This is a genomic window from Novosphingopyxis iocasae, assembly GCF_014334095.1.
Taxonomy (GTDB): domain Bacteria; phylum Pseudomonadota; class Alphaproteobacteria; order Sphingomonadales; family Sphingomonadaceae; genus Novosphingopyxis; species Novosphingopyxis iocasae.
The window spans coordinates 180,210-202,354 of sequence record NZ_CP060495.1 but is presented as its reverse complement, the minus strand read 5'-3'; the positions used below and the strand labels follow the sequence as shown (position 1 = coordinate 202,354).

Below are 22,145 nucleotides of genomic sequence, written 5' to 3'. Positions count from 1 at the left end.
GAGATCAGATATGGAACTGGAATCGCGGCTGGAAGCACTGTCCGAGAAAGCACGGACGCATCGCGAAGCGCTTGCGACCGAAGAGGCCGCCAAGAACGCACTGGTCATGCCGTTTTTGCAGGCGCTGGGTTACGATGTATTCAATCCCGCGGAAGTGATTCCAGAATTTACGGCCGATGTCGGCACCAAAAAGGGCGAAAAGGTTGATTACGCGATCTGCGTGGAAGGCGAGATCGCCATGCTGATCGAGTGCAAGCCGGTCAATCAGGAGCTATCCCTCAAGCACGCGTCGCAGCTCTATCGATATTTCAGCGTAACCGACGCCAAGTTCGCCATCCTGACCAACGGCGCGCAGTTCAAATTCTATTCCGATCTGGAAGCCTCCAACCGGATGGATCAGAAGCCGTTTTACGAGTTCGATCTCTGCAAACTGCGCAAGACCGATTACCGCAATTTGGCGAAATTCCAGAAGGTCGGGTTCGACGTCGATGCGATCGTCGAGACAGCGGAATCCCTCCAGATGGAAGGCGCCGTCATTAAAGCTCTCGAAGCGGAATTGACCGAACCGTCCGCCGATTTCGTAAGGCTGATTGCTTCGAAAGTCGTCGATGGACGCCTGACACCAGGTTCCAAGTCGGCCATTTCGCGGCACATTCCCAATGCGTTTCGGGCGATCCTGCGGGATCGGCTGAACGATCGCCTCTCATCCGCAATCGACGAAGGGAGCGACGAAGAACCGGCCAGCAGCTCCGAAATCGAAACGACGCCCGACGAACTGGAAGGCTTTCAACTGGTTCGCGCCATCTGTTCGGACATCGTGGACCCGTCACGCATCCACATGCGCGATGCCAAATCCTATTGTGCGATCCTGCTGGACGACAACAACCGCAAGCCGCTCGCCCGCATGTGGTTCAATTCCGAGACCGCGCGCTATGTCGGCACTTTCGATGAGGACAAGGTGGAAACCAAGCATCCCGTCCAGAATGTCGTCGAAATCTACAAGCATAAAGCGGCGATCATCGACCGCCTGCAATCGATGCTGGCGGAGTAAACACACCTACATCGGTTCCGGCACGCGCTTCACGTTGATCGCGTCCGCAACCGCCTCGGCTTTCGCCAGATCATAGGCCGACTGCATACACAGCAAGGTTGTCGCCGAAATACCGAACGCCTTCTGGAAACGGATCGCCAGACCCTGCTGAAGCGCTTCTTTAACAATTGGCAGATGGCTGGTCGAAGACCACGTCGCGCCATGCTGAACGCTGGACTTGCCCCCGCACCCCCGCCAATCTTGCCGTCATCGGCGGAGAGGAGCGCGGGCGGATGGTGGATCATGCGGTGATCGTGGGGGTGGGCGAATGGTCCGATCGGCCGCGGAGAGCAGCCGACGCGTTGGAGCCTCTGGAATTGATGGCGCGGGCTGCGCGGGCGGCGGCGGAGGATGCGGGGGCGCCGGGCGTGCTCGGTAAGGTCGATATGCTCGATCTGATCGGGCTGATCAGCTGGCGCTATCGCGATCCCGCGCGGAAGCTGTGCGGGCGGCTGGGCATCGCGCCGGGGCGCGCCACCAATGCCAGCATGGGCGGCGAAACGCCGATGCGGCTGATCCACGATGCCGCCATCGCCATCGAAAGCGGCCGGATCGAGGCGGCGCTGATCCTGGGCGGCGAAGCGATGAGCAGCCGGCGGCTGGCGCAGAAGGAAGGCGTGGAGCTGGATTGGACCTCGCCGCCGCCGCGCGAAGAAACGGTGCGCTTTCCCGGCAGCAGTTACCGGACCGCGCGTCCCGCCCATCTGCTCGACATGCTGGACCCGGCGCGCATCTACCCCTTCTACGAAATGGCGACGCAAGCCGCCTGGGGGCAAAGCCCTGCGCAGGCGCATGGGCGCTCAGCCGATCTGTGGGCCGCTTATGCCGCGGCCGCCGCGCACAAACCCCATGCCTGGATCGACAGCGCGCCGGACAGCCAGCAGATCGGGCAGATAGCGCCCGGCAATCGCATGATCTGCTGGCCCTACCCCAAGCTGATGACGGCCAATCCGATCGTCAATCAGGCCGCCGCCCTGATCGTGATGAGCGAGCGAAAGGCGAGAGAATGCGGCATTCCGGCGGACCGGATGGTCTATCTGCACGGCGGGGCCAGCGCTGAGGAGAGCGAGGATTATCTGACGCGCGACAGCTATGCCCATGCCACCGCGCAGGCCGCCGTGCTGGACCGGGCGCGCGCGATCGCGGGCGGCGTGGAGCGCCTCGACCATCTGGAGCTCTACAGCTGCTTCCCCGTGGTGCCGAAGATGGCGCTGCGCACGCTGGGGCTCGATCCCGAGAGCACCAGCCCCACGGTAACCGGCGGGCTCACCTTTTTCGGCGGGCCGCTGAACAATTATATGACCCATGCCGCCGCGGCGATGGTCCGCCGCTTGCGTGAGGGCGATGCCGGGGGGTTGGGCCTGCTCTACGGTCAGGGCGGATATCTCACCAAGCATCATGCGCTGATCCTGGGCTCTGCGCGGCCCGGCACCACGCTGGACGCGGAGTATAGCGTGCAGGCCGCGGCGGAGGCGGCGCGCGGCGCGGTGCCCGAACTGATCGAGGACTATTGCGGGCCCGCCGTCATTGAGACCTACACCGTGCCCTTTGCGCGGGACGGCGCGCCGTTACAGGGCGTCGTCATCGCGCGCACGCCGGAGGGCCAGCGCCTGATGGCGCGCGTTCCGGCCGAGGACGGCGCGACGCTGGCGCTGCTGACGTCGATGGAGCGCAGTGCCATCGACGTAGGCGGCGAGGTGACGGCGGGCGCGGACGGCCAACTCGTTTTCAGCGCGGGCTGAGCGCGCGGACAATCTTCGGGGCTGAGGTTAATGCAATCCGCACCCGCCTTGCCGCCCTGGTCTGCGCGCTCTAATCTCTCCGCCATGTGCAATCTCTATCGCATGCGCAGCGGGATCAGCGAGATGGCGGCGCTATTCGGTCTGGCCGAGGCGCGGGCCAATCTGCCCGCTTTCGATGCGATCTATCCAGACCGGTCCGCGCCTCTGATCGTCTCGCAGGACAATCGCGCCGCGCTGATCGAGGCGCAATGGGGTCTGCCCGGCTGGCGCGAGGGAATGCGGCCGATCACCAATGTGCGCAATCTGGACAGCGGATATTGGCGCAATCTGCTGGCGGGTCCGGGCAACCGCTGCCTCGTGCCCGTCACCGCCTTTTGCGAATGGGAGGGCGAGGCGGGATCGAAGCGCAAGGTGTGGTTCGGGCTGAAGGAAAGCCCTCTGTTCGCTTTTGCCGGGCTGGTGCGCGGCGGCGCGGAAGGTGCGCGTTTCGCCTTTCTGACGACTGAACCGAACGAACTGGTGCGGCCCGTCCATCCCAAATCCATGCCGGTGATCCTTGGGCCGGACCGCTATGCGGCGTGGATGGAGGGCGGCGAGGCGCAAGCCCTCGCCCAGCCCTTCCCCGCAGAGGCGATGGAGATTGCGGAGCGGGAATAGCCGCGCCTCAGGCGGCGCTAGACAGCTTCGGATAGATATCGGCCAGCGGCGCGGTGGCGCTGAGGAACGCGCGCAGCGACGACGGCGCGACCAGCCATTCGGCGTGGCGGGCAGCCAGCGCATCGTCGCCTTCGGACAGCGCATCCAGAATGGCGAGCAGCGAACGCTCGTTGGCGGTCAGCTGCGCCGTGCCGACGGGGGCGATGTCGAGCGGGCGGCGCGCGCCGCGCTGGAGAACGGCAGCCATGCGGCAGAGCGACCAGTCGGCAACGCGCCCCTGCGCACGGCCGGGACTGTTCATCAGGGCATCGGCCGAGCGGCCCAGCGCACGTTCGTCTTCACCAAACCAGCGGGCGCGGAAATGATCGATCATGACGGCTCCTCGATTGCGTCTCTGCTATTGAGAATGATACGCAAGAGAAGCTTCGTCAAGAGGCAATCGCGGTTCTTTGCTCTAGAGCTTAGGGGCACTGCCGATGGCCAGCCCGAGAAGCCGCAAACTCCAGGCAAAAAGAAAGCGGCCGAAGCCGCTTCCCTTGTTCTTTGCATGGGGCCAGGCCCTCATGCGATTGGATGTTCGATCCGGCCGCTGCGATCCGCGCGGCCCGGTTCGATCAGGCGGCCTTACGCTCGCCTTCGCTCTTCACGAACTCGCCGCACCAATCGTCGGACGAAACGGTCGGCCAATGCGCCTTCTTGTCACCCTCGGGCGACGGGGCATAGCGGCGGCATTCGCTCTGGCTGGTCTGGAAGAATTTGCAGTTCTGGCAATTCATGGTTTGTGCTCCTTGTCCGTCGGTCTCGTCGATATGATGGGCTCGTAGCTGGCCAAGTTAAAAAAGTCAAATAATTTCAGTTACTTAAAAGTGATAATCACTAGCAATTCCGAATTGCGAACGCTTCTCGACATTGCTCGCAACACCGCCACGCCCCTGTCAGGACGTTTGCCGCCCGCGCCCTTTCCTATGCCCATATCGTCGCATGGCCCGTTTCCCCGGTCCCTCCGTCCGCCCGAAAAGCACAGGCGAAGCCATAGCCTCGGCCCAGACGTTCCTGCTGTAATGCCGCCCGCGCACCCGATGGCGGAAACACAAGCCGAGGATACCCGATGCCGTTTCCCTTCGTTCGCACCTCGTCCGCGCTGCTGGCGTTCCCGTTGATCCTTGCCGCCTGCGGCTCCGACGGCGGGCCCGTGGGTGAGAATGCCAACGCCACCCCGGCCAGCGGCGATCCGACCGTCGCCGCTCTCGCGCCAGGCGAAGCGCAGCCCGTGCAGTTCGAAGCGTCCGATGGCGTCACCGTTCATGGCGCCTGGTATCCGGCCAAGGAGCCAGCGGCGACCATCCTGCTGTTTCATCAGGCCGGGGCCAACAAGGCGGAATATGCCACCATCGCGCCAATGCTTGCCAAGGCGGGCTACAACGCCCTGGCGATTGATCAGCGCTCGGGCGGCGACATGTTCGGCGGAACGAACGAGACGGTGGCGGGGATCGGCGGCAGCGCGCCCGATTACGAGGCGGCGCTGGCGGACATGGACGCCGCGCTGGCCTGGGCGCGTACCAAGGGGGAGCCGGTGATCGTCTGGGGCAGCAGCTATTCCGCCGCCCTCGCCTTCCTCCTTGCCGCGCAGCACCCCGGAGAGATCGCCGCGCTGCTCGCCTTTTCACCGGGCGAATATCTGAAGGATAAGCAAGCGGTCCGAAGCGCCGCGAGCAAAGTCTCCATTCCCATCTTCACCATGGCCGCCGACCGGAACGAGGCCAATGCCGCCATGGCGATTCTCTCCGCCGTCCCGCGGGAGACGAACGAACCGGTGGTACCGCAACACGGCACCCACGGCTCCTCCACCCTGATCGCCGCCGAAAACCCGAAAGGCGCCGAAGCTAACCGCGCCGAGGTGATGGCTTTTCTGAAGCAGGTGACGCAGTAGCGCACTGGAAAAACGCGGTCCGGCAAAGCAGGCCGGACCGCACAACCAGTCCTTAGAGCGGTGGGCAATTACCGATTTTGCCTTTCCTGAAATCTGTCACCTCGCCCCATTCTTCCCAAATCGACATGCAAGTCAAAACCCGCTCGCCGACCACGGTCTGGTAACTGGCGTCGGAATAGTAGGTCGTTTTCTTGTAATAGTCCGTGTATGGACCTGCGGCGTAGACGGCGCTGGCCGCCGTAATACCGACCGCAGCCAGCATAAGCTTCGCCATTTTCGACTTCAACTTCATGATCTCGTCCTCCTTTGGCCGCTATCCAGAAAACGGCGGCATCACTGTGGCAGAAGAATGCGAGGCTCACAGTCACAACCCGCTCCGTGTTTGCTCGGAAACGGACCTACCCAAACTGCCCAATTGCACCCGTCGGATCGGCTGTCCTTGCGCAGTGCAGCAAAAGCCATAGAGTGTCGGTGTGACCGGCCCTTCCCCCCTGCCCGCCCCGCCGCGCGACCTGTTGGTCGGCGCGAGCTTGTTTCTGGATTTCGACGGCACCTTGGTGACGCTGGCCGACCGGCCGGAGGCGGTGGAGGTGCCCGATGGACTGCATCCGTTGCTGGAACGGCTCGGCGACATGCTGGACGGGCGGATGGCGATCGTCAGCGGGCGCGATGTGGATACGCTGCGCGGGCGCTTCGGGTTGGCCACGGTGCCGATTGCGGGCAGCCACGGCAGCGAAATCAGCCTGGAGCCCGGCACCATCGACCGGCCCGAAGCGCCGGAAACTCTCATCGTCGCGGGCCGCGCGTTCGACGCGATTGCCGCCACCGACGATGGCCTGCTGGTCGAGCGCAAGCCGCTGGGCGTGTGCCTGCATTATCGCCGCGCGCCGGAACGGGAGGCCGACTGCCGCCGGGTTGCGGGCGAGCTGGCACAGATGCACGGCCTCCACCTGCAGGACGGCAAGATGATGGCCGAGCTGCGCGCGGGCGACGACCATAAGGGCAGCGCCATCCGCGCCTTGATGCAGCGCGATCCGTTCGGCGGCGGTGCGCCCGTTTTCCTAGGCGACGACGTGACCGATGAGGATGGGTTCGAAGCGGTCCGCGATCTGGGCGGCCACGGCATTCTGATCGGCGAGGAACGCGAAACCGCGGCACAATATCGTCTGGCGGACGTTGCCGCCGTTCACCACTGGCTCGAACAAGGAATTCCGCAGTGAGCAACGCGCCCAGCGACAAGCGCAACCTGAACCTCTGGCCGATCGGCAATTGCCAGGCCAGCGCGCTGGTGGACGACAATGCCCGCTTCGTCTGGGCGTGTATTCCGCGCGTCGACGGCGATCCCATCTTTCCTGCGCTGGTGGACAATACCCCCTTCGATGACGAGGAAAAGGCGGGCGGTTTCTGGGCGATCGACCTGGAAAACTGCACGAGCATATCGCAGCGCTACATGCGCAACGCGCCGGTGCTGATCACGCGCAAGATCGATGCGTCGGGCAGCGCGATCGACATTATCGATTTCGCCCCGCGCTATCGCCGATCGGGCCGGACCTATCGTCCCAATGCTTTCGTACGCATCGTGCGCGCCGTCACCGGAAGCCCGCGCATCCGCGTGCGCCTGCGCCCCGCATCGGGCTGGACGCTCGACAAGGTGGCCCGCAGCTATGGCTCCAACCATATCAGCTACGACATCGAGGCGATGCCGATGCGCCTGTCCACCAACGCGCCGATCGGCCTCGTCAATCAGGAAAACCCGTTCCGCGTGGAGCGCGACCTTTATTTCTTCCTGGGACCGGACGAGAGCTTTTCCACCGCGATCGAGCCGGAGCTGGAAAAGATGCTCGATGACACGCTAAACGAATGGCGCGGCTGGGTGCGCGGCCTCGCCACCCCGCCCGAATATCAGGAAGCGGTGATCCGCGCCGCCATCACGCTGAAACTGTGTCAGCATGAAGATACCGGGGCGATCGTGGCCGCGCTCACCACCTCGATCCCCGAACATGCGGACAGTGGCCGTAATTGGGACTATCGCTATTGCTGGGTTCGCGACGCCTATTACACGGTCGAGGCGCTGAACCGGATCGGCGCGCTGGACGTGCTGGAATCCTATCTCGAATATCTGCGTAATATCGTGGACGCGAGCGAGGGGGGCAACGTCCAACCGCTCTACGACGTGCGCGGCAATGCCCGGCTGGAGGAGGGCGAGGCGGACGGCCTGTCCGGCTATCGCGGTATGGGTCCGGTGCGCGTGGGCAACGCCGCTTACAGCCAGAACCAGCATGACGCCTATGGCCAGATCGTGCTCAGCTCTGTCCAGGCGTTCATCGACCGGCGGCTGATGCGCATGTCAGGCATCGAGGATTTTGAATCCCTCGAAAAGGTGGGCGATCGCGCGTTCGAGCTTTATGACCAGCCGGATGCCGGGCTGTGGGAGCTGCGCACCAAATCGCACGTCCACACCTATAGTGCAGTGATGTGTTGGGCGGCGTGCGACCGGCTGGCGAATGCCGCGCGCGAACTGGGCCTGCCCGACCGCGCCGACCATTGGCGTGAGCGGGCCGATAGCATGAAGGCGCATATTCTGAAGGCTGCCTGGCGTGAAGATAGCCGCGCCATCTCCGCGACTTTCCAGGGCGACATGCGCGATGCCAGCCTGCTGCAGCTGCTGGACCTGCGCTTCCTGGACGGCAGTGATGAGCGGTTCCAGAGTACGCTGACCGCACTGGAAAAGGCGCTGCGGCGCGGCGACCATATGCTGCGTTACGATAGCGAGGATGATTTCGGCATGCCCGAAACCGCCTTCACCGTATGCACTTTCTGGCTGATCGAAGCGCTCGCCCAGTCGGGCCGCGAGGAAGAGGCCAAACATTTGTTTGCCGACATGCTGGGTCGTCGCACGCCGGCCGGTCTGCTATCGGAGGATATCGACCCGGTGTCGGGCGAGCTCTGGGGCAATTACCCGCAAACCTATTCGCTCGTCGGCATCATCAACTGCGCCGTCCTGCTCAGCAAACCCTGGAGCGAATATCGATGAGCCGCCTGATAATCGTCTCGAACCGCGTCCAGAAACCCGGCCCCGATGGCGCGCAGGGCGGCTTGGCCGTCGCGCTGTCAGCCGCGCTGCGCGAGCATAAGGGCATCTGGTTCGGCTGGTCCGGCGAAAGCACGGACCGGTTCACCGGCCATATCCGGATGGACGAATATGACGGCGTGCGCACCGCGACGGTGGACCTGGAAGAACAGGACATCGACGAATATTATAACGGCTACGCCAACCGCACTTTGTGGCCGCTGTTCCATTATCGCATGGACCTGGCCGAATATGTGCGCAGCTTCGGTTCGGGCTATGAACGCGTCAACAAGCGCTTTGCCGAGACCATGCAGCCGCTGGTGGAGCCGGACGATGCCGTCTGGGTGCATGACTATCACCTGATCCCGCTGGCCTGGGACCTGCGCCGGCAAGGGGTGAAGAACCGTATGGGCTTCTTCCTCCATACGCCCTGGCCTCCCACGCGGCTGCTCGTCGCGCTGCCGCATCATCAGCGGCTGGTGCAATCGCTGTTCGCCTATGACGTGATCGGTTTCCAGACCGCCGAGTGGCTCGAAAGCTTCCGCCATTATTGCGAGAAGGAGATGGGCGGCACGATCGACGGAGACGACATCACCGTCGGCACGCGCACGATCAAGGCCTTCGCCTGCCCGATCGGCATCGATTATGACGAATTTCTGGATGCGGTGAACTCGGACGTCGCCAAGGAAGCCGAGGCGACGATGCGGGCCAGCGTGCAGGACAGCCGCGCGCTGATCATCGGCGTCGATCGGCTGGACTATTCCAAGGGGTTGGAGGAGCGCTTCAAGGGGTTCGAGCGCTATCTGACCGAGCATCCGGAGATGCAGACCCAGGTAGTGATGGTGCAGATCGCCCCGCCCTCGCGCAGCGAAGTGAAGAGCTATCAGGAAATCCGTGCTTCGCTGGAGGCGGAATCGGGCCGCATCAACGGCCGCTTCGCGCATGTCGATTGGACGCCCATCCGTTACGTCAACAAGGGCTATCCGCGCGACAAGCTGGCCGGCATCTACCGCGCGGCGAAGGTGGGGCTGGTAACACCCTTGCGCGACGGCATGAACCTGGTCGCCAAGGAATATGTCGCGGCGCAGGATCCCAAGGACCCCGGCGTCCTTATCCTCTCCCGCTTTGCCGGGGCGGCTCAGCAGCTTACCGAAGCGATCCTGATCAATCCCTATGCGGATGAGGAAATGGCCGACGCCATCGAACAGGCGCTCACCATGCCGCTGGAGGAGCGCCAGCGGCGCTGGAAGATCATGATGCACGAAATCGGCGAGACCGACGTCGTGTGGTGGCGCGAAACCTATGTGAACAAGCTGATGCAGGCGCATGACGTGAAGAACGCCGAGGACAAGCTGCTGCTGGACGTGCCGGGGGAGTAAGAACCGCCCGCTGTTCCGTTCAGACTACGTCATTGCGAGCGCAGCGAAGCAATCCAGGGTCCCGCGGCGCTTTGGATCGATCAAATGGCTCTGTAATCGCTCTGGATTGCCGCGTCGCTTCGCTCCTCGCAATGACGAATGTCCGAGGCTACAACGCCCACATGCGCACTCTCCTCATCGCCGCCGCGAGCATCGCCATGACCGCCTGCACTCCGTCCGAGCCTCCCGCCACGCCAGCCGCCGAAGCCGCCGCGCCGAAGCTGATGACGTGGGACGATCTGACGAACCGCACCCGCCCGGTGCCGGACGAGACCATCAGCTATGGCAGCGATCCCCTGCAGGTCGCGGACCTGTGGCGTCCCGAGGGCGATGGCCCCTTCCCCACCGTGCTGATGATCCACGGCGGCTGCTGGCAGACCGACATTGCGGACCGCACGCTGATGGCCTGGATCGCGGACGATCTCCGACAGCGCGGCATCGCGGTGTGGAATATCGACTATCGCGGCGTGGACCGCGAAGGCGGCGGCTATCCCGGCACCTATCTCGACGTGGCCAATGCGGCCAAGGCGCTGCGCGACAATGCGGCGCGGCTGAAGCTCGATATCGATCCGCTCGTCGCCATCGGCCATTCGGCGGGCGGCCATCTGGCGCTGTGGCTCGCAGGCCAAGGCAAGCTGCCGGAAGGATCGCCTCTACGCGTCTCCGATCCGGTGATCCCCGACACCATCATCAGCCAGGGCGGCTTGCCGGACCTGAAGCTCGCCGCCACCCCGCCGGGTTCGGGCTGCGGAACCGAAGTGATCGACAGAATTTCGGGCGGCGGCAAATATGCGGAAACCTCGGTCCCCGAACTCGCCCCGCTGGGCGCGCGGCAGGTGCTGGTGAACGGCCTGAACGACCGGATCATCCCCACCGATTACGCAACCCGATATGAAGCCGCCATGCGCGCCAAGGGAGACGATGTGCGCGTACGCTTCGTGCCCGATAGCGGCCATGTGGAGTTGGTATCGCCCGAAACCGCGGCATGGGGCGTAGCGGTCGACGAAATCGAAAAGGCGCTGGGCCGCAAATGACCATCGATTTCGATCACGCCCACGCCCTCGACGCCGCCGATCCGCTCGCGCTTTTGCGCGATCGCTTTCACCTGCCGGACGGCGTCATCTATCTCGACGGCAATTCGCTCGGCCCCCTGCCCCGCGCCACCGTCGCGCGGCAGAAGGACATGCTCGAAAAGCAATGGGGCGACGGCCTGATCCGCAGCTGGAATGATGCCGATTGGATCGGCGCGCCGGAGCGGATCGGCGGCAAGATCGCGCGGCTGATCGGCGCGAAACCGCATGAGGTGCTGATCGCGGACTCGGTCTCGGTCAATATCTTCAAGCTGCTGGTCGCCGCGGCGCAGCTTTCGCCGGATCGTCCGCAGATCCTGTCCGAGGCGGGCAATTTCCACACCGATCTGCACATCGCGAGCGGCGCGGCCGAGCTGTTGCCCGACCAGCGCCTCGATGTGGTGGAGCGCAGCGCGATCGAAGGCGCGATCGGCGGGGACACCAACATCGCGCTGCTCACCCATATCCACTACAAGACCGCCGAGCGGTTCGATATGGCCGCCCTGACGGCGCGGGCGCGCGACGCCGGAGCGCGGGTGCTGTGGGATCTTAGCCATTCGGTGGGCGCAGTGCCGCTGGACCTGAACGGTTGCGGCGCGGAGCTGGCGGTGGGCTGTGGCTATAAATATCTGAACGGCGGGCCGGGCGCGCCGGCCTTTCTCTACGTCGCCGAAAGCCTGCAGGACCGGCTCGTCAGTCCCTTGCGCGGCTGGTTCGGCCATGCGCGCCCCTTCGCGTTCGAGGACGCTTACGAGCCTGCACCGGGCATCATGCGCTTTCAGGCAGGCACGCCGCCGATGCTGGCGATGGACGCGCTGGAGGGCGGCATCGCCAGTTTCGACGGCGTGGAGATGGACGCGGTCTGGGCGAAATCCGTGCAGCTGTTCGATCTGTTTGCGCGGCTGGCGGAGCGTTATTGCGGGCAGCTGACCTGCGTTTCACCGACCGATCCGGACCGGCGCGGCAGCCATATCAGCTTCCGCTTCGACCATGCCTATGAGCTGACCCAGGCACTTATCGCGCGCGGCATCATCGGCGATTTCCGCGCCCCCGACATCATCCGCTTCGGCCTCACACCGCTCTATCTGCGCCACGAGGATATCGTGCGCGCGGTCGCGGCGATGGCAAAGATCCTGGCGGAAGAGAGCTGGCGCGACCCACGTTTCGCCGAGCGGGGCCGCGTCACCTGAGTTTTGCCGAAGGGCGGCGTCAGAAGGGCAGATAGAGCCCGGCGGACGCGTTCACCGCATCCAGATCGCCCCGGCCGAATTCGCCGCCAGCCTGCGCACGCACGCCGACCGGACCGATCCGTCCGTTTACGCCCATGCCCACCGAGGCATAATCGCGAGGCAGACGGCCCAGGTCGCCGGACCAGCTGACCGGAGCGCCTGCCGGGGTGATCGAAAAGCTGCGCGGATCGTCATCGAATTCGTGCACATAGGAGCCGCGCACGAAGAAGCCCGTGCCGCCGATCATGCTGCCCGATGCGACGAGACCGAAGCGACCGGTCAGGCTCTCCAGCTCCTGCGAACCGAAACTGGCCTGTGTGCTGAGCGTATCGCCCTCGCTGAACCCGTCGATATCGATCTTTTCGTAAGACACGCCCGCTTCCGGCCCGAAGTTCAGCAGCGGACCGTTCACCAGATCGATACGCAGCGCGCCGCTGGCGGAAAACAGATCGCTATCGGTGGAGCCGGAATGCTGGCGCAAAGCCGGGCCGAGGCGCACGCTGCGCACCGTATCGAGATTGCCCTGACCATAAGTGACATCCGCGATCAGCTTGGCCGGACCGATGGCCGCACGGCCATAGCCGCTGATCATCCAGGTTTCGCTGTCGAAACTGCCCTGTCCGGCGTCGAACTGCCCGTCGCCGTCCGAATAGCCGCCGACGATGCCGAGGCCGAGCCGTTCGCCCATGCCGATGTCCACGCCCAGCGTGCCGGTGACCGACTGCTCGCTGCCGCCGATGCGGGTGCGCGAGCTGTCGCGATCGAAATAGCCGTAACCGATGCCCCCGAACAGCGCGATCCCGTCCTGGCCCAGGCCGTTGCGCTGTTCATTCTCGAACGCGGCGCGGTGACGGCGCAAGGTGGCCTGCTGGGACAGCGCGAGGATGCCGATCTGCTCCGGCGCCTTGTAGAGGCTGGCGATCGCCTGCCCCTGCACCCGCTGCGAAATGCCCGCAGGATGGACGGAGTCGGCCAGAATATAGGTGTTGTTCGCGTTTGGACTGACCAGCGTGTTGCGCGTGCAGTTGAGCGAGCTGGCGGTGGTACAGGCCTGTCCCGTCACATTGGTGATGCCGAAGGAGGCTGCATCGACGACCAGTTCGTTGAACAGCTTGTCGGTATCGAAATAGAGGACGTTGCTGCCCTGCGCGGCGAGCTGCGCCTTGTAGCGCGCATTATAGGCCTGCAGCGGCGCGGCGCCGCCGGACTGAACCGACATGGTGATGATGGTGGGCGCGCCTGCCTGCTCCAGCCGCGCGACTTGCGCCGCCAGCGCGTCCGCAGCGTTCGTCAGGATCGCGGGATTGGCGCCGCCGCCCGCCAGAAACGCGAAATAGTCATTGCCGCCGCCCTGAATGTAGACGACGTCGCCCGGCCGAAAGCTGCCGGAGGCCAGATAGCGGTCGATCTGCGTCGTGATCGACGGTGCGAACCCATTAGGCGCAGTCACGCGCGCGCCGCCCACGGCGTAATTGGTGCCGTTCTTGCCGTAGACCGGATCGAGCGTCAGACCGAGCTGGCTGGAAAACACCTCCGGCGCCACCGGATCAGGATTGGTGGTGAAGCTGCCGCCGCCGGGCGCGGCCGCGCCGAGAGCGGCGAAGAAGCCACCGTCCGACAGGCTGTCGCCAAACACGATGACGCGGCTGGCGGCGGTATCGCCGTCCCTGACATCCGCCGTGTCACCGGCGCTCTGGGCGTATGACGGAGCAGCTGCCGTCACCGCGGTAAAGGCGGTGGCCGCCAGCAAAAAGGGCTTCGTAATGTTCATGATGATCCTCTCGAGGGTACGCGAAAGTCAGGGTCTTCTGCCCTGCTTCCATCTTGTTGACCGAACGAACGGTATTCCTGCAATTGCGTTCCCACAAGCCGGGAAAGGTGCAAGCGCCGATGGTGAATTGCCTGCATCGGGGAACGGCGCTATGACCTTGCCCATCGCCCCGGTCCGATGCGGATTCGGGGCTTATCTGTTTCACCGTCGGAGCCGCCCATGTCCCGCCGCCGCAAGATTTACGAAGGCAAGGCCAAGATCCTGTACGAGGGCCCCGAGCCCGGCACGATCATCCAGTATTTCAAGGATGACGCGACAGCCTTCAACGCCCAGAAAAAGGGCACGATCAACGGCAAGGGCGTGATCAACAACCGCGTGTCCGAGCATGTGATGACGCAGCTGGGCAATATCGGCATCCCGACGCACTTCATCCGCCGCCTCAATATGCGCGAGCAGCTGGTGCGTCAGGTGGAGATCGTGCCGATCGAGGTGATCGTGCGCAATGTCGCCGCCGGTTCGCTGTCCAAGCGCCTCGGTATCGAGGAAGGCACGCCCTTGCCACACACGCTGCTGGAATATTGCTACAAGGACGATGCGCTGGGCGATCCGCTGGTGGCGGAAGAACATATCGCCTGCTTCAACTGGGCGAGCGATGAGGAAATGCGCGATATCTCCGGCCTCGCCATCCGCATCAACGATTTCATGAGCGGCATGTTCGCGGGCATCGGCATCAAGCTCGTCGACTTCAAGCTGGAGTTCGGGCGGCTGTGGGACGGCGATTTCAGCCGTATCATCCTGGCCGACGAAATCAGCCCGGACGGCTGCCGTCTGTGGGACATGGAAAGCGGCGAAAAGCTGGACAAGGACCGCTTCCGCCGGGACCTTGGCGGCGAAGTGGAAGCCTATCAGGAAGTCGCTCGCCGCCTGGGCCTGCTACCAGAAGAAAACGGCAACACCGTGCTCGACATGGAAAAACACCGCAACAAGACGCGCCACTGAACCGGCATAGTTCTTTATCCGCTTTGATCGAACGCCCCCTGCCGTTCGTCGATGCTCCGCCGCCGTTCAGCTTGAGGTGGACGAAGTGATACTATAGCCCGGCGCCGAATGACCTTGTTTCGGCAAAAGGCTTAGTATCACCATGACATCCACCGTAAAATCGCGCCTTCTTCGTTCAGGTGCGCTGCTGCCGCTCGCCCTGCTTGCCGCGCAGCCGATCGCGGCCCAGACCGCAGAGCCCGCCGCCCCCACCACGCAGCAGCAGCCGGGCGCCGAGGACAAGGTATTCGTAGGCCAGGACGGCGCGACCGGTTGGGGCGTGCCGCTGACCGATGTGACGCCCGATCCGTCGATCACCTTCGGCGTGCTGCCCAACGGCATGAAATACGCCATTCAGCAGAACGACACGCCCAAGGACAGCGCCTCGATCCGCATGGCGATCGACTTCGGCTCGATCGCCGAGACCGATGAGGAGCAGGGCCTTGCGCACTTCATCGAGCATATGGCGTTCAACGGATCGAAAAATGTGCCCGAGGGCGAGATGGTCTCCATTCTGGAGCGTAACGGCCTGGCTTTCGGTGCGGACACCAACGCGTCGACCGGGTTCGAACAGACCGTCTACAAGCTCGATCTGCCCAAGACCGACGAGAAAACCGTGGACATCGCCATGATGCTGATGCGCGAAGTGGCGGGCAATCTCACCTTCGATCCGGGCGCGGTGGACCGTGAGCGCGGCGTCATCATGGGCGAAATGCGCGCGCGCGACAGCGTGGGACTGCGCAATGTGAAGGATCAGCTGGCTTTCATCGCGCCCGACGCGCCCTATGCCAGCCGTCTGCCGATCGGGACCACCGATGTGCTGGAGAACGCGCCAGCATCGCGGCTGAAAGCGCTGTGGCAGCGCTATTATCGCCCCGAAAACACCACGCTGGTCGTAGTCGGCGATTTCGACGTGCAGGCGATGGAAGCGGAAATCCGCGAACGGTTCGGCGACTGGCAAGGTGAAGGCCCCGCGGGCGCGCCGCTAAACTTCGGATCGGTCGATCTGAACCGTGCGACCGAAGTCGAGGTGTTCACCGACCCGGACGTTCCCTATTCCGCCTCGATCAGCAATTTCCGCCCTTGGGAAAGCCCTGCGGATACGCAGGCCGAGCGCACCAAATCTCTCATCGACGCGCTCGCCATCGGCGCGTTCAACCGCCGGATCGAGCGCATTGCTTCGCAGCCCGACAGCGTCATCGTGGGCGGCGGCATGAGCACCAACGATCTTCGTGACGCGGCGCTCGGCACCTCGGTCGCGCTCACTGCGAAGGACGGTGAGTGGGCAAGCGCGCTCACCACCGCAGAGCAGGAAGTGCGCCGTGCCGAGCAATATGGCTTCACCCAGGCGGAGCTCGACGTGCAGCTCGCCAATATGGAAACGAACTTCAAGACCGCGGCGCAGCAGGCCGATACGCGCCGCAGCCCGGCCCTTGCCAACGCCATTCTCTCCACGCTGGATGACGACAGCTTCGTCACCACACCCGCTTATCGCCTGCAACTTTTCGAGCAGGTGAGGCCGCAGCTGACGCTGGAAGCGGTGAATGCCCGCTTCAACGCGCTGTGGGACGGCAGCGCCGACCTCGTCCGGGTGACCAGCAAAAAGCCGCTGACGCAAAGTGAACAGGCGGTGCTGGATGTCTATCAGTCTGCCCAGCGTGCCGAGCTTACCCCGCCCGACGACAAGGCCGCAGCCGCCTTCGCCTATGACGATTGGGGCACGCCCGGAAAGGTGGTGTCCGACACGCTGATCGAAGACCTTGGCATCCGCCAGGTGCGCTTTGCCAACAATGTGCTCCTGAACTTTAAAAAGACCGATTTCGAACAGAACCGGGTGCGCTACAGCGTGCGCGTGGCGGGCGGCCAGCTCGCCTTTCCGGCAGACGAGGCCGGGCTCGGCACCTTTGTCTCCTCGATCTGGCCCGCCGCCGGTCTGGAGGCGCACAGCCAGCCGGATCTTCAGGAAATCCTCGCGGGTAAAAATGTCGGCATGGGTCTTCAGGTCGCCGACGATGCGCTGGTTTCCAGCGGATCGACTACGCCCGCCGATCTCGATCTGCAGATGAAGCTGTCCGCCGCCTTCCTGCTGGATGCCGGATATCGGCCCGAGGGCGATACGCAGTGGACCAATATCGTGCCCGTGTTCATGGGGCAGGTCCGCTCCCAGCCGCAGGGTATTGCCGGGCTGGTGGTGCCGAAAATCGTCGCGAACAACGATGCGCGCTTCGGCATTCCGGATCAGGACGTGCTGCTCCAGCGCAATCTCGCCGAAGCAAAGCAGGTGATCGAGCCGCTCGCCAGCTCCGCACCGATCGAGATCGCCATCGTCGGCGATGTCGATGAGGATAAGGCGATCGCCGCGGTCGCGCAGAGCTTCGGCGCGCTGCCCAAGCGTGAGCTGAAGGCCCCCGATTACAGCGCCGCGCGGCAGGCCAGCTTCGCGCAGGATCTTTCCCCGCGCACGCTGACGCATGAAGGCCCGGCGGATCAGGCCATGCTGCTCGATTTCTGGAAGACGACTGACGACAGCGATTACAAGCGGGAGATCGTCGGCAGCGTCGCCGCCCGCGCCATCGATATCCTGATGCGCGACAAGCTGCGCGAGGAGTTGGGTGCCACCTACGGGGCGCAGGTTAGCTCCAGCATGTCGGACGTGTACAAGGACTTCGGCACGTTCAGCGTGGCCGCCACGCTCTCGCCGGACCGGTTGGACGAAGCGCAGACCGCGATCGGCGAAGTGCTGGCAAAACTGCGCGCCGAGCCGATCGACGACGATCTGCTGCTGCGCGCCCGTGCGCCGGTGATCGAGAGCATCGAAAAGTCGCGCCGCGAAAACGGCTTCTGGCTCGGCGTTGCCTCCGAAGCGCAGAGCCGTGCGGATCGTCTGGAGCGGGTGCGCGAGCAGCTGGACCAGGTGAAGGCAGTGACGCCCGCGGAAATCCAGCAGTTCGCGCAAACCTATTTGACGCCGAATAAAATGCTGCCGATCCGCATCGTCAGCTCCAAGCTGGGCGCGGACGGCGGGGCGGCGGGCACGCAATAGAAAGCTCGTCATTGCGAGGAGCGAAGCGACGCGGCAATCCAGGGCAGATATGGTGCTGCGCCTGCTCTGGATTGCTTCGCCTTCGGCTCGCAATGACGTACGCTCTTGGTGGCTTACTTCCGGCCATCTGTCGGCAGACACCATTGCCACTAGAGCACGCGCAAGCGTGATCGGCATGGAGCAAACGCGCCCCTTGCCACGCATCCCCCGCCCTCTGTAGGGAAGCGCCGAGTCCCCTTATCCGCAAAAGGCCTGCCCCCATGAAAGCACGCGTGTTCGTCACCCTGAAGCCCGGCGTGCTGGATCCGCAGGGCAAGGCCATCCATCATGCACTTGCCGGCCTCGGTTTCGACGGCGTGGAAGATGTCCGCGCGGGCCGGATGATCGAGCTCGACCTGGCGGACGGCACCAGCGATGAGGATATCGACGCGATGTGCCGCAAGCTGCTCGCCAATACGGTGATCGAAAATTACCGGATCGAACATGTCGAGGGTGCCAAGGCGTGAAGGCTGCCGTCGTCCAGTTTCCCGGCTCCAATTGCGACCGGGACATGCTCGTGGCGATCCGCGACGTGTGCGGCGCCGATGTCTCTCATGTCTGGCACGCGGAAAGCGACCTGCCGGACGGTCTGGACCTGGTCGCGGTTCCCGGTGGCTTTTCCTATGGCGACTATCTGCGTTCCGGCGCGATGGCCGCGCGCTCGCCCGTCATGCAGGCGGTGGTCGCGGCGGCAGGACGCGGCGTGCCGGTGCTGGGCGTGTGCAATGGTTTCCAGATCCTCACCGAAGCGGGCCTCTTGCCCGGCGCCTTGATGCGCAACAGCGGCATCGATTTCGTCTGCCGCGATGCGCTGCTCAAGGTCGAAAATGCGGACAGCGTGTTCACCCGCGGCTATGATGCGGGCACGACGATCACCATTCCCGTCGCCCATCATGACGGCAATTATTTCGCCGATGATGAGACGCTCGATCGGTTGGAAGGCGAAGGCCGGGTGGCGTTCCGCTACACCGACAATGTCAACGGATCGTCCCGCTCCATCGCCGGGATCCTTAACGAGGGCGGCAATGTGCTGGGCATGATGCCGCACCCGGAACGCGCGATCGATCCCGTCCATGGCGGCACCGATGGGCGCGCGATGTTTGCATGTCTGGTTCGCACGCTGGCCTGAACCCCGATCCGGCCGGGCGGCTGGCCTGCGCCGATTGCCCGGTGGGCGACAGCGCGGTGTGTGCGGTGCTCAGCCCGCAGGAAAAGCTCGCTCTGTCCGGCATCGGGCGCCACCGCATTTTGGCCGCGGGCGAGCGATTGTTCGATGCAGGCGACGATGCCATCGCCTGCGCCACGCTGATCTCCGGTAGCCTGAAGCTCTCCCGGCTGGACGAGGACGGTACCGAACGCCTGTTCGGGATCATCCACCCCTCCGGCTTTCTCGGGCGCCTTTTCTCCACCCAGACCGACACCACCGCCACGGCGCTGACCGAGGCCAAGCTCTGCATCTTCCCCCGCCGTGATTTCGAGCGCGTGCTGGCGGACCGTCCGCAACTGATGCAGCAGATTCTATCCCGCACCATGGACGCGCTGGAGGAAAGCCGCGCGCTGGTGGAACTGATCGGCCGCCGATCCATGAAGGACCGGCTGCGCGGATTCCTGGCGCTGTCGCTGCGCGGCCAGTGCACGCCAGGCGTCACAGAGCAGCCGATGATCGATCTGGAGCTCGACCGCGCCGATCTCGCCGCACTGCTCGGCACCACGATCGAGACGCTGAGCCGCCAGTTCGGCGCACTGGAAGCAGACGGGCTGATCGCGCGTGACGGAAACCGCCGGATCAAGATACTCGATCCGGCGGCCCTGCTGGGTTGAATTGATCAGCGGCCCGACGCCCTTTACTGGCCGAGAAACGCCCAGTAGCATTTGATGAACAGCGCCCAGCCAAGGATCACCACAGGCAGTGTCATCATCTGGACGATCACGGCTTTGCCCGACAGATCGCCGCTATAGGTCGCCAGCTTCTCGCGCTTGAACTGCGCCCAGCTCTGGAAGCGCCCTTCCTGCCGGGGCATCGTGCGGCCGATCACCGCGGGCACGGCGAAGAACATGCCGATCGTGACGAAAAACACGGCGAAGGGCACCATCAGCTTCGGATCGGCCGCCGCCGAACCCATGATCAGCAGATAGACGCCGAAGCTGCCCGCGAACGCCCAATGCAAAGCGGGCGGCAATTCCCAGGCACGCTCGGCGCGCTGCGGCACTGCTTTCGCGGGTACGGCCCGCGCAACCTTTACGCCTTCGTCGGCGAGGACGGAAATGGGTTTGTGGACGCTCATGGTCGGTCTCCTTCCGGGTGATGGAGACGTTGTGCCGCGCCGCGCGGCGAGACGCTTTGACAGGCGTCAAATGGCGCGGAAAAAATAGCGGGCTACAGCCGCGCGCGGAACGGCGTGAAATTCGTGCCCTCGTCATAGAGGTCGAGCCCCTCGCGCCGCTTCAGAAATCCGACCACGGCGTAGGTAACGGGCGTCAGCGCCGCCTCCCAGCTCACCTTCAACAGCCAGTTGGTGATCATAACTGTCACCACCTGCGCCGTCTCCCACACGCCCAGAAAGGCGAGCGGATAGAAGATCAGGCTGTCCATCCCCTGCCCCGCAACGGTGGAGCCGATGGTGCGCGTCCACAGCCAGCGCCCGTCCGTCAGCAGCTTCATCTTGGCCATAACGAAACTGTTCACGAACTCGCCCGCCCAGAATGCCGCGATGGAGGCGAACACGATGCGCGGCACCTGCCCGAACACCTGTTCATAGGCCGCCTGCCCGTCCCATCCGTCCGCGGGCGGCAGGGCCACGACGACCCAGCTCATGAACGCCATGAACAGCACCGCGGCAAAGCCTGCCCAGATCACGCGCCGCGCGCGGGCATAGCCGTACACCTCGGTCAGCACGTCGCCGATCACATAGCCGATAGGGAAGAACAGGATGCCCGCGCCATACACCCACTGCTCGCCGAACAGCGTGACATAGGTGGGCTTCGCCGCGCCGATCACGTTGGAGAGCAGGAGGATGGTGACGAAGGCGGCCATCACGAAATCGAAATAACGCAGAGGCCGCGCCCCCAGCTCGCCTGCCGCCATGCGCCGCGGCGCGGCCTCCGCCCCGCTTTTGTTGCCCTGCCCGTCCATGCGCCCCGCTTACCGCTCTTTCAAACCGCGCGCAAAGCGGATAGTTCGTGCCCGCAACGCGCCCTTAGCTCAGTTGGATAGAGCACGAGACTTCTAATCTTGAGGCCGCAGGTTCGAATCCTGCAGGGCGCGCCACATCGCGGTACGGTCGCGCCGTCGGGTCATTACTTGAGTACAAAGCTGCACCGCAAACGTCGCAACGCTTTAACACGTGTCCGCAAGCGAATGATCCACGGCCGGATAGCTGGCAGCAGGCGGGCGGCGTTCCTATCTTGCGGCGATGAACATCGCGGCGGATCCTCAATGGCAGCAATTGGCGCTCTACGCGCTGGGCATCGCGCTGGTGCTGATGCTGCTGTTTCGCCTTCCGTTCGTCGGACGGGCGTTTCGCGCGCTTTTTTCACTGGGGCTGCTGGCCTTGGCTGTTTTCATTGTGTTGCAGCAGGCACCCTATGATCCTGCGCTATCGCGCGTGACTCAGACGCTGGGGCTGGACCGGCAGGAAGTGACCGGAGACGAGGTGCGCATCCGGATGGCGTCGGATGGGCATTTCTGGGCCGATGCGGTGATCGACGGCGTCGAGCGGCGGATGCTGATCGACAGCGGCGCGACGGTTACGGCGCTTAGCGGCGAAACCGCGGCAGCGGCCGGAGTGGAGCGCGGCGGAAATCTGCTGCCGACGATGATCCGCACCGCCAACGGAACCGTTCAGGCCGAAACCGGCACTATCCGGCAACTGGAGCTGGGCGGCATCGAGGCGCGCGATCTGAAGGTGGTGGTCTCGCCCTCGCTCGGCGTCGATATTCTGGGCATGAACTTTTTGTCGCAGCTCAAAAGCTGGCGCGTGGAAGGGCGGACGCTGATCATGGAGCCGCCGGCACCTGTCGATACAATAGCGAGCTGAGCGACGCAGCC

21 protein-coding genes and 1 tRNA gene are annotated in these 22,145 nt (G+C 64.2%); 16 read left to right on the top strand and 6 right to left on the bottom strand.

Features of this window, described 5'->3' with window-relative positions:
• Nucleotides 1-10 precede the first annotated feature (10 nt).
• The 3 genes from H7X45_RS01010 (at nucleotide 11) to H7X45_RS01000 (ending at nucleotide 3,489) form a co-directional block, all read left to right on the top strand.
• Nucleotides 11-1,051, top strand: coding sequence for a type I restriction endonuclease (locus H7X45_RS01010; protein ID WP_187335729.1), 1,041 nt, complete (start codon nucleotides 11-13; stop codon nucleotides 1,049-1,051).
• 167 nt (nucleotides 1,052-1,218) lie between these two features.
• The gene (locus H7X45_RS01005; protein WP_246449533.1) at nucleotides 1,219-2,832 is read left to right on the top strand and encodes an acetyl-CoA acetyltransferase; all 1,614 of its coding nucleotides are present in this window, start codon (nucleotides 1,219-1,221) and stop codon (nucleotides 2,830-2,832) included.
• A gap of 30 nt (nucleotides 2,833-2,862) precedes the next feature.
• On the top strand, nucleotides 2,863-3,489 hold the full coding sequence (locus H7X45_RS01000; RefSeq protein ID WP_246449532.1) for an SOS response-associated peptidase: 627 nt from the start codon (nucleotides 2,863-2,865) through the stop codon (nucleotides 3,487-3,489).
• A 7-nt stretch (nucleotides 3,490-3,496) separates the two neighbouring features.
• On the opposite strand, the gene H7X45_RS00995 is transcribed toward H7X45_RS01000, so the two are convergent.
• Together H7X45_RS00995 and H7X45_RS00990 are read right to left on the bottom strand one after the other, a co-directional pair.
• Nucleotides 3,497-3,862: a hypothetical protein gene (locus H7X45_RS00995; RefSeq protein WP_187335728.1), complete on the bottom strand. Its 366-nt coding sequence runs from the start codon at nucleotides 3,860-3,862 to the stop codon at nucleotides 3,497-3,499.
• A gap of 241 nt (nucleotides 3,863-4,103) precedes the next feature.
• Nucleotides 4,104-4,265: a hypothetical protein gene (locus H7X45_RS00990; RefSeq protein ID WP_187335727.1), complete on the bottom strand. Its 162-nt coding sequence runs from the start codon at nucleotides 4,263-4,265 to the stop codon at nucleotides 4,104-4,106.
• A 332-nt stretch (nucleotides 4,266-4,597) separates the two neighbouring features.
• Between H7X45_RS00990 and H7X45_RS00985 the strand changes: the two genes are divergently transcribed.
• On the top strand, nucleotides 4,598-5,419 hold the full coding sequence (locus H7X45_RS00985; protein WP_187335726.1) for an alpha/beta hydrolase: 822 nt from the start codon (nucleotides 4,598-4,600) through the stop codon (nucleotides 5,417-5,419).
• A gap of 52 nt (nucleotides 5,420-5,471) precedes the next feature.
• Here the strand turns inward: H7X45_RS00985 and H7X45_RS00980 are convergent, their stop codons facing one another.
• A complete protein-coding gene (locus tag H7X45_RS00980) occupies nucleotides 5,472-5,711 on the bottom strand; it encodes a DUF6289 family protein (protein WP_187335725.1) in 240 nt (79 codons plus the stop codon).
• Nucleotides 5,712-5,892: 181 nt separating this feature from the next.
• Between H7X45_RS00980 and otsB the strand changes: the two genes are divergently transcribed.
• The 5 genes from otsB to kynU all read left to right on the top strand — a co-directional run bounded on the left by otsB (nucleotide 5,893) and on the right by kynU (nucleotide 12,167).
• A complete protein-coding gene (gene otsB, locus H7X45_RS00975) occupies nucleotides 5,893-6,639 on the top strand; it encodes a trehalose-phosphatase (protein WP_187335724.1) in 747 nt (248 codons plus the stop codon).
• A gap of 41 nt (nucleotides 6,640-6,680) precedes the next feature.
• A complete protein-coding gene (locus tag H7X45_RS00970) occupies nucleotides 6,681-8,453 on the top strand; it encodes a glycoside hydrolase family 15 protein (RefSeq protein ID WP_281385200.1) in 1,773 nt (590 codons plus the stop codon).
• Nucleotides 8,450-9,868 carry an alpha,alpha-trehalose-phosphate synthase (UDP-forming) gene (gene otsA / locus H7X45_RS00965; protein WP_187335722.1) on the top strand — a complete coding sequence of 473 codons (1,419 nt, stop codon included), beginning with the start codon at nucleotides 8,450-8,452 and terminating at the stop codon, nucleotides 9,866-9,868. Before H7X45_RS00970 ends, otsA begins: the two co-directional genes overlap by 4 nt.
• 161 nt (nucleotides 9,869-10,029) lie before the next feature.
• Entirely contained in the window at nucleotides 10,030-10,941 is a 912-nt protein-coding gene (locus H7X45_RS00960) for an alpha/beta hydrolase (RefSeq protein ID WP_246449531.1), read from the top strand.
• A complete protein-coding gene (kynU, locus tag H7X45_RS00955) occupies nucleotides 10,938-12,167 on the top strand; it encodes a kynureninase (protein ID WP_187335721.1) in 1,230 nt (409 codons plus the stop codon). Before H7X45_RS00960 ends, kynU begins: the two co-directional genes overlap by 4 nt.
• A 19-nt stretch (nucleotides 12,168-12,186) precedes the next feature.
• On the opposite strand, the gene H7X45_RS00950 is transcribed toward kynU, so the two are convergent.
• Entirely contained in the window at nucleotides 12,187-13,977 is a 1,791-nt protein-coding gene (locus tag H7X45_RS00950; protein WP_187335720.1) for an autotransporter outer membrane beta-barrel domain-containing protein, read from the bottom strand.
• 219 nt (nucleotides 13,978-14,196) lie between these two features.
• Between H7X45_RS00950 and purC the strand changes: the two genes are divergently transcribed.
• The 5 genes from purC (at nucleotide 14,197) to H7X45_RS00925 (ending at nucleotide 19,918) form a co-directional block, all read left to right on the top strand.
• Nucleotides 14,197-14,976, top strand: coding sequence for a phosphoribosylaminoimidazolesuccinocarboxamide synthase (gene purC / locus H7X45_RS00945; protein ID WP_187335719.1), 780 nt, complete (start codon nucleotides 14,197-14,199; stop codon nucleotides 14,974-14,976).
• 142 nt (nucleotides 14,977-15,118) lie between these two features.
• The gene (locus H7X45_RS00940) at nucleotides 15,119-18,058 is read left to right on the top strand and encodes a M16 family metallopeptidase (protein WP_187335718.1); all 2,940 of its coding nucleotides are present in this window, start codon (nucleotides 15,119-15,121) and stop codon (nucleotides 18,056-18,058) included.
• A 260-nt stretch (nucleotides 18,059-18,318) separates the two neighbouring features.
• Nucleotides 18,319-18,564: a phosphoribosylformylglycinamidine synthase subunit PurS gene (gene purS / locus H7X45_RS00935; RefSeq protein ID WP_187335717.1), complete on the top strand. Its 246-nt coding sequence runs from the start codon at nucleotides 18,319-18,321 to the stop codon at nucleotides 18,562-18,564.
• A complete protein-coding gene (gene purQ / locus H7X45_RS00930) occupies nucleotides 18,561-19,226 on the top strand; it encodes a phosphoribosylformylglycinamidine synthase subunit PurQ (protein ID WP_187335716.1) in 666 nt (221 codons plus the stop codon). Before purS ends, purQ begins: the two co-directional genes overlap by 4 nt.
• Nucleotides 19,202-19,918, top strand: coding sequence for a Crp/Fnr family transcriptional regulator (locus H7X45_RS00925; protein WP_187335715.1), 717 nt, complete (start codon nucleotides 19,202-19,204; stop codon nucleotides 19,916-19,918). The genes purQ and H7X45_RS00925 overlap by 25 nt, the downstream gene beginning before the upstream one ends.
• 23 nt (nucleotides 19,919-19,941) lie before the next feature.
• On the opposite strand, the gene H7X45_RS00920 is transcribed toward H7X45_RS00925, so the two are convergent.
• Entirely contained in the window at nucleotides 19,942-20,382 is a 441-nt protein-coding gene (locus H7X45_RS00920; RefSeq protein ID WP_187335714.1) for a hypothetical protein, read from the bottom strand.
• Between the two features lie 92 nt (nucleotides 20,383-20,474).
• On the bottom strand, nucleotides 20,475-21,230 hold the full coding sequence (locus H7X45_RS00915; RefSeq protein ID WP_187335713.1) for a queuosine precursor transporter: 756 nt from the start codon (nucleotides 21,228-21,230) through the stop codon (nucleotides 20,475-20,477).
• 58 nt (nucleotides 21,231-21,288) lie between these two features.
• Here H7X45_RS00915 and H7X45_RS00910 point away from each other — a divergent pair.
• Together H7X45_RS00910 and H7X45_RS00905 are read left to right on the top strand one after the other, a co-directional pair.
• Nucleotides 21,289-21,365 (top strand) — tRNA-Arg (locus H7X45_RS00910).
• A gap of 145 nt (nucleotides 21,366-21,510) precedes the next feature.
• Nucleotides 21,511-22,134, top strand: a complete 624-nt coding sequence (locus tag H7X45_RS00905) for a retropepsin-like aspartic protease family protein (protein ID WP_187335712.1) — start codon at nucleotides 21,511-21,513, stop codon at nucleotides 22,132-22,134.
• Nucleotides 22,135-22,145 lie beyond the last annotated feature (11 nt).

Excerpts from the sequence above, each read along its gene's own strand:
- H7X45_RS01010 (WP_187335729.1), top strand. The coding sequence starts at position 11 with ATGGAACTGGAATCGCGGCTGGAAGCACTGTCCGAGAAAGCACGGACG.
- H7X45_RS01000 (WP_246449532.1), top strand. The coding sequence starts at position 2,863 with ATGCAATCCGCACCCGCCTTGCCGCCCTGGTCTGCGCGCTCTAATCTC.
- H7X45_RS00995 (WP_187335728.1), bottom strand. The coding sequence starts at position 3,862 with ATGATCGATCATTTCCGCGCCCGCTGGTTTGGTGAAGACGAACGTGCG.
- H7X45_RS00990 (WP_187335727.1), bottom strand. The coding sequence starts at position 4,265 with ATGAATTGCCAGAACTGCAAATTCTTCCAGACCAGCCAGAGCGAATGC.
- H7X45_RS00985 (WP_187335726.1), top strand. The coding sequence starts at position 4,598 with ATGCCGTTTCCCTTCGTTCGCACCTCGTCCGCGCTGCTGGCGTTCCCG.
- H7X45_RS00980 (WP_187335725.1), bottom strand. The coding sequence starts at position 5,711 with ATGAAGTTGAAGTCGAAAATGGCGAAGCTTATGCTGGCTGCGGTCGGT.
- otsA (WP_187335722.1), top strand. The coding sequence starts at position 8,450 with ATGAGCCGCCTGATAATCGTCTCGAACCGCGTCCAGAAACCCGGCCCC.
- H7X45_RS00960 (WP_246449531.1), top strand. The coding sequence starts at position 10,030 with ATGCGCACTCTCCTCATCGCCGCCGCGAGCATCGCCATGACCGCCTGC.
- kynU (WP_187335721.1), top strand. The coding sequence starts at position 10,938 with ATGACCATCGATTTCGATCACGCCCACGCCCTCGACGCCGCCGATCCG.
- H7X45_RS00950 (WP_187335720.1), bottom strand. The coding sequence starts at position 13,977 with ATGAACATTACGAAGCCCTTTTTGCTGGCGGCCACCGCCTTTACCGCG.
- purC (WP_187335719.1), top strand. The coding sequence starts at position 14,197 with ATGTCCCGCCGCCGCAAGATTTACGAAGGCAAGGCCAAGATCCTGTAC.
- H7X45_RS00940 (WP_187335718.1), top strand. The coding sequence starts at position 15,119 with ATGACATCCACCGTAAAATCGCGCCTTCTTCGTTCAGGTGCGCTGCTG.
- purS (WP_187335717.1), top strand. The coding sequence starts at position 18,319 with ATGAAAGCACGCGTGTTCGTCACCCTGAAGCCCGGCGTGCTGGATCCG.
- H7X45_RS00925 (WP_187335715.1), top strand. The coding sequence starts at position 19,202 with ATGTCTGGTTCGCACGCTGGCCTGAACCCCGATCCGGCCGGGCGGCTG.
- H7X45_RS00920 (WP_187335714.1), bottom strand. The coding sequence starts at position 20,382 with ATGAGCGTCCACAAACCCATTTCCGTCCTCGCCGACGAAGGCGTAAAG.
- H7X45_RS00915 (WP_187335713.1), bottom strand. The coding sequence starts at position 21,230 with ATGGACGGGCAGGGCAACAAAAGCGGGGCGGAGGCCGCGCCGCGGCGC.
- H7X45_RS00905 (WP_187335712.1), top strand. The coding sequence starts at position 21,511 with ATGAACATCGCGGCGGATCCTCAATGGCAGCAATTGGCGCTCTACGCG.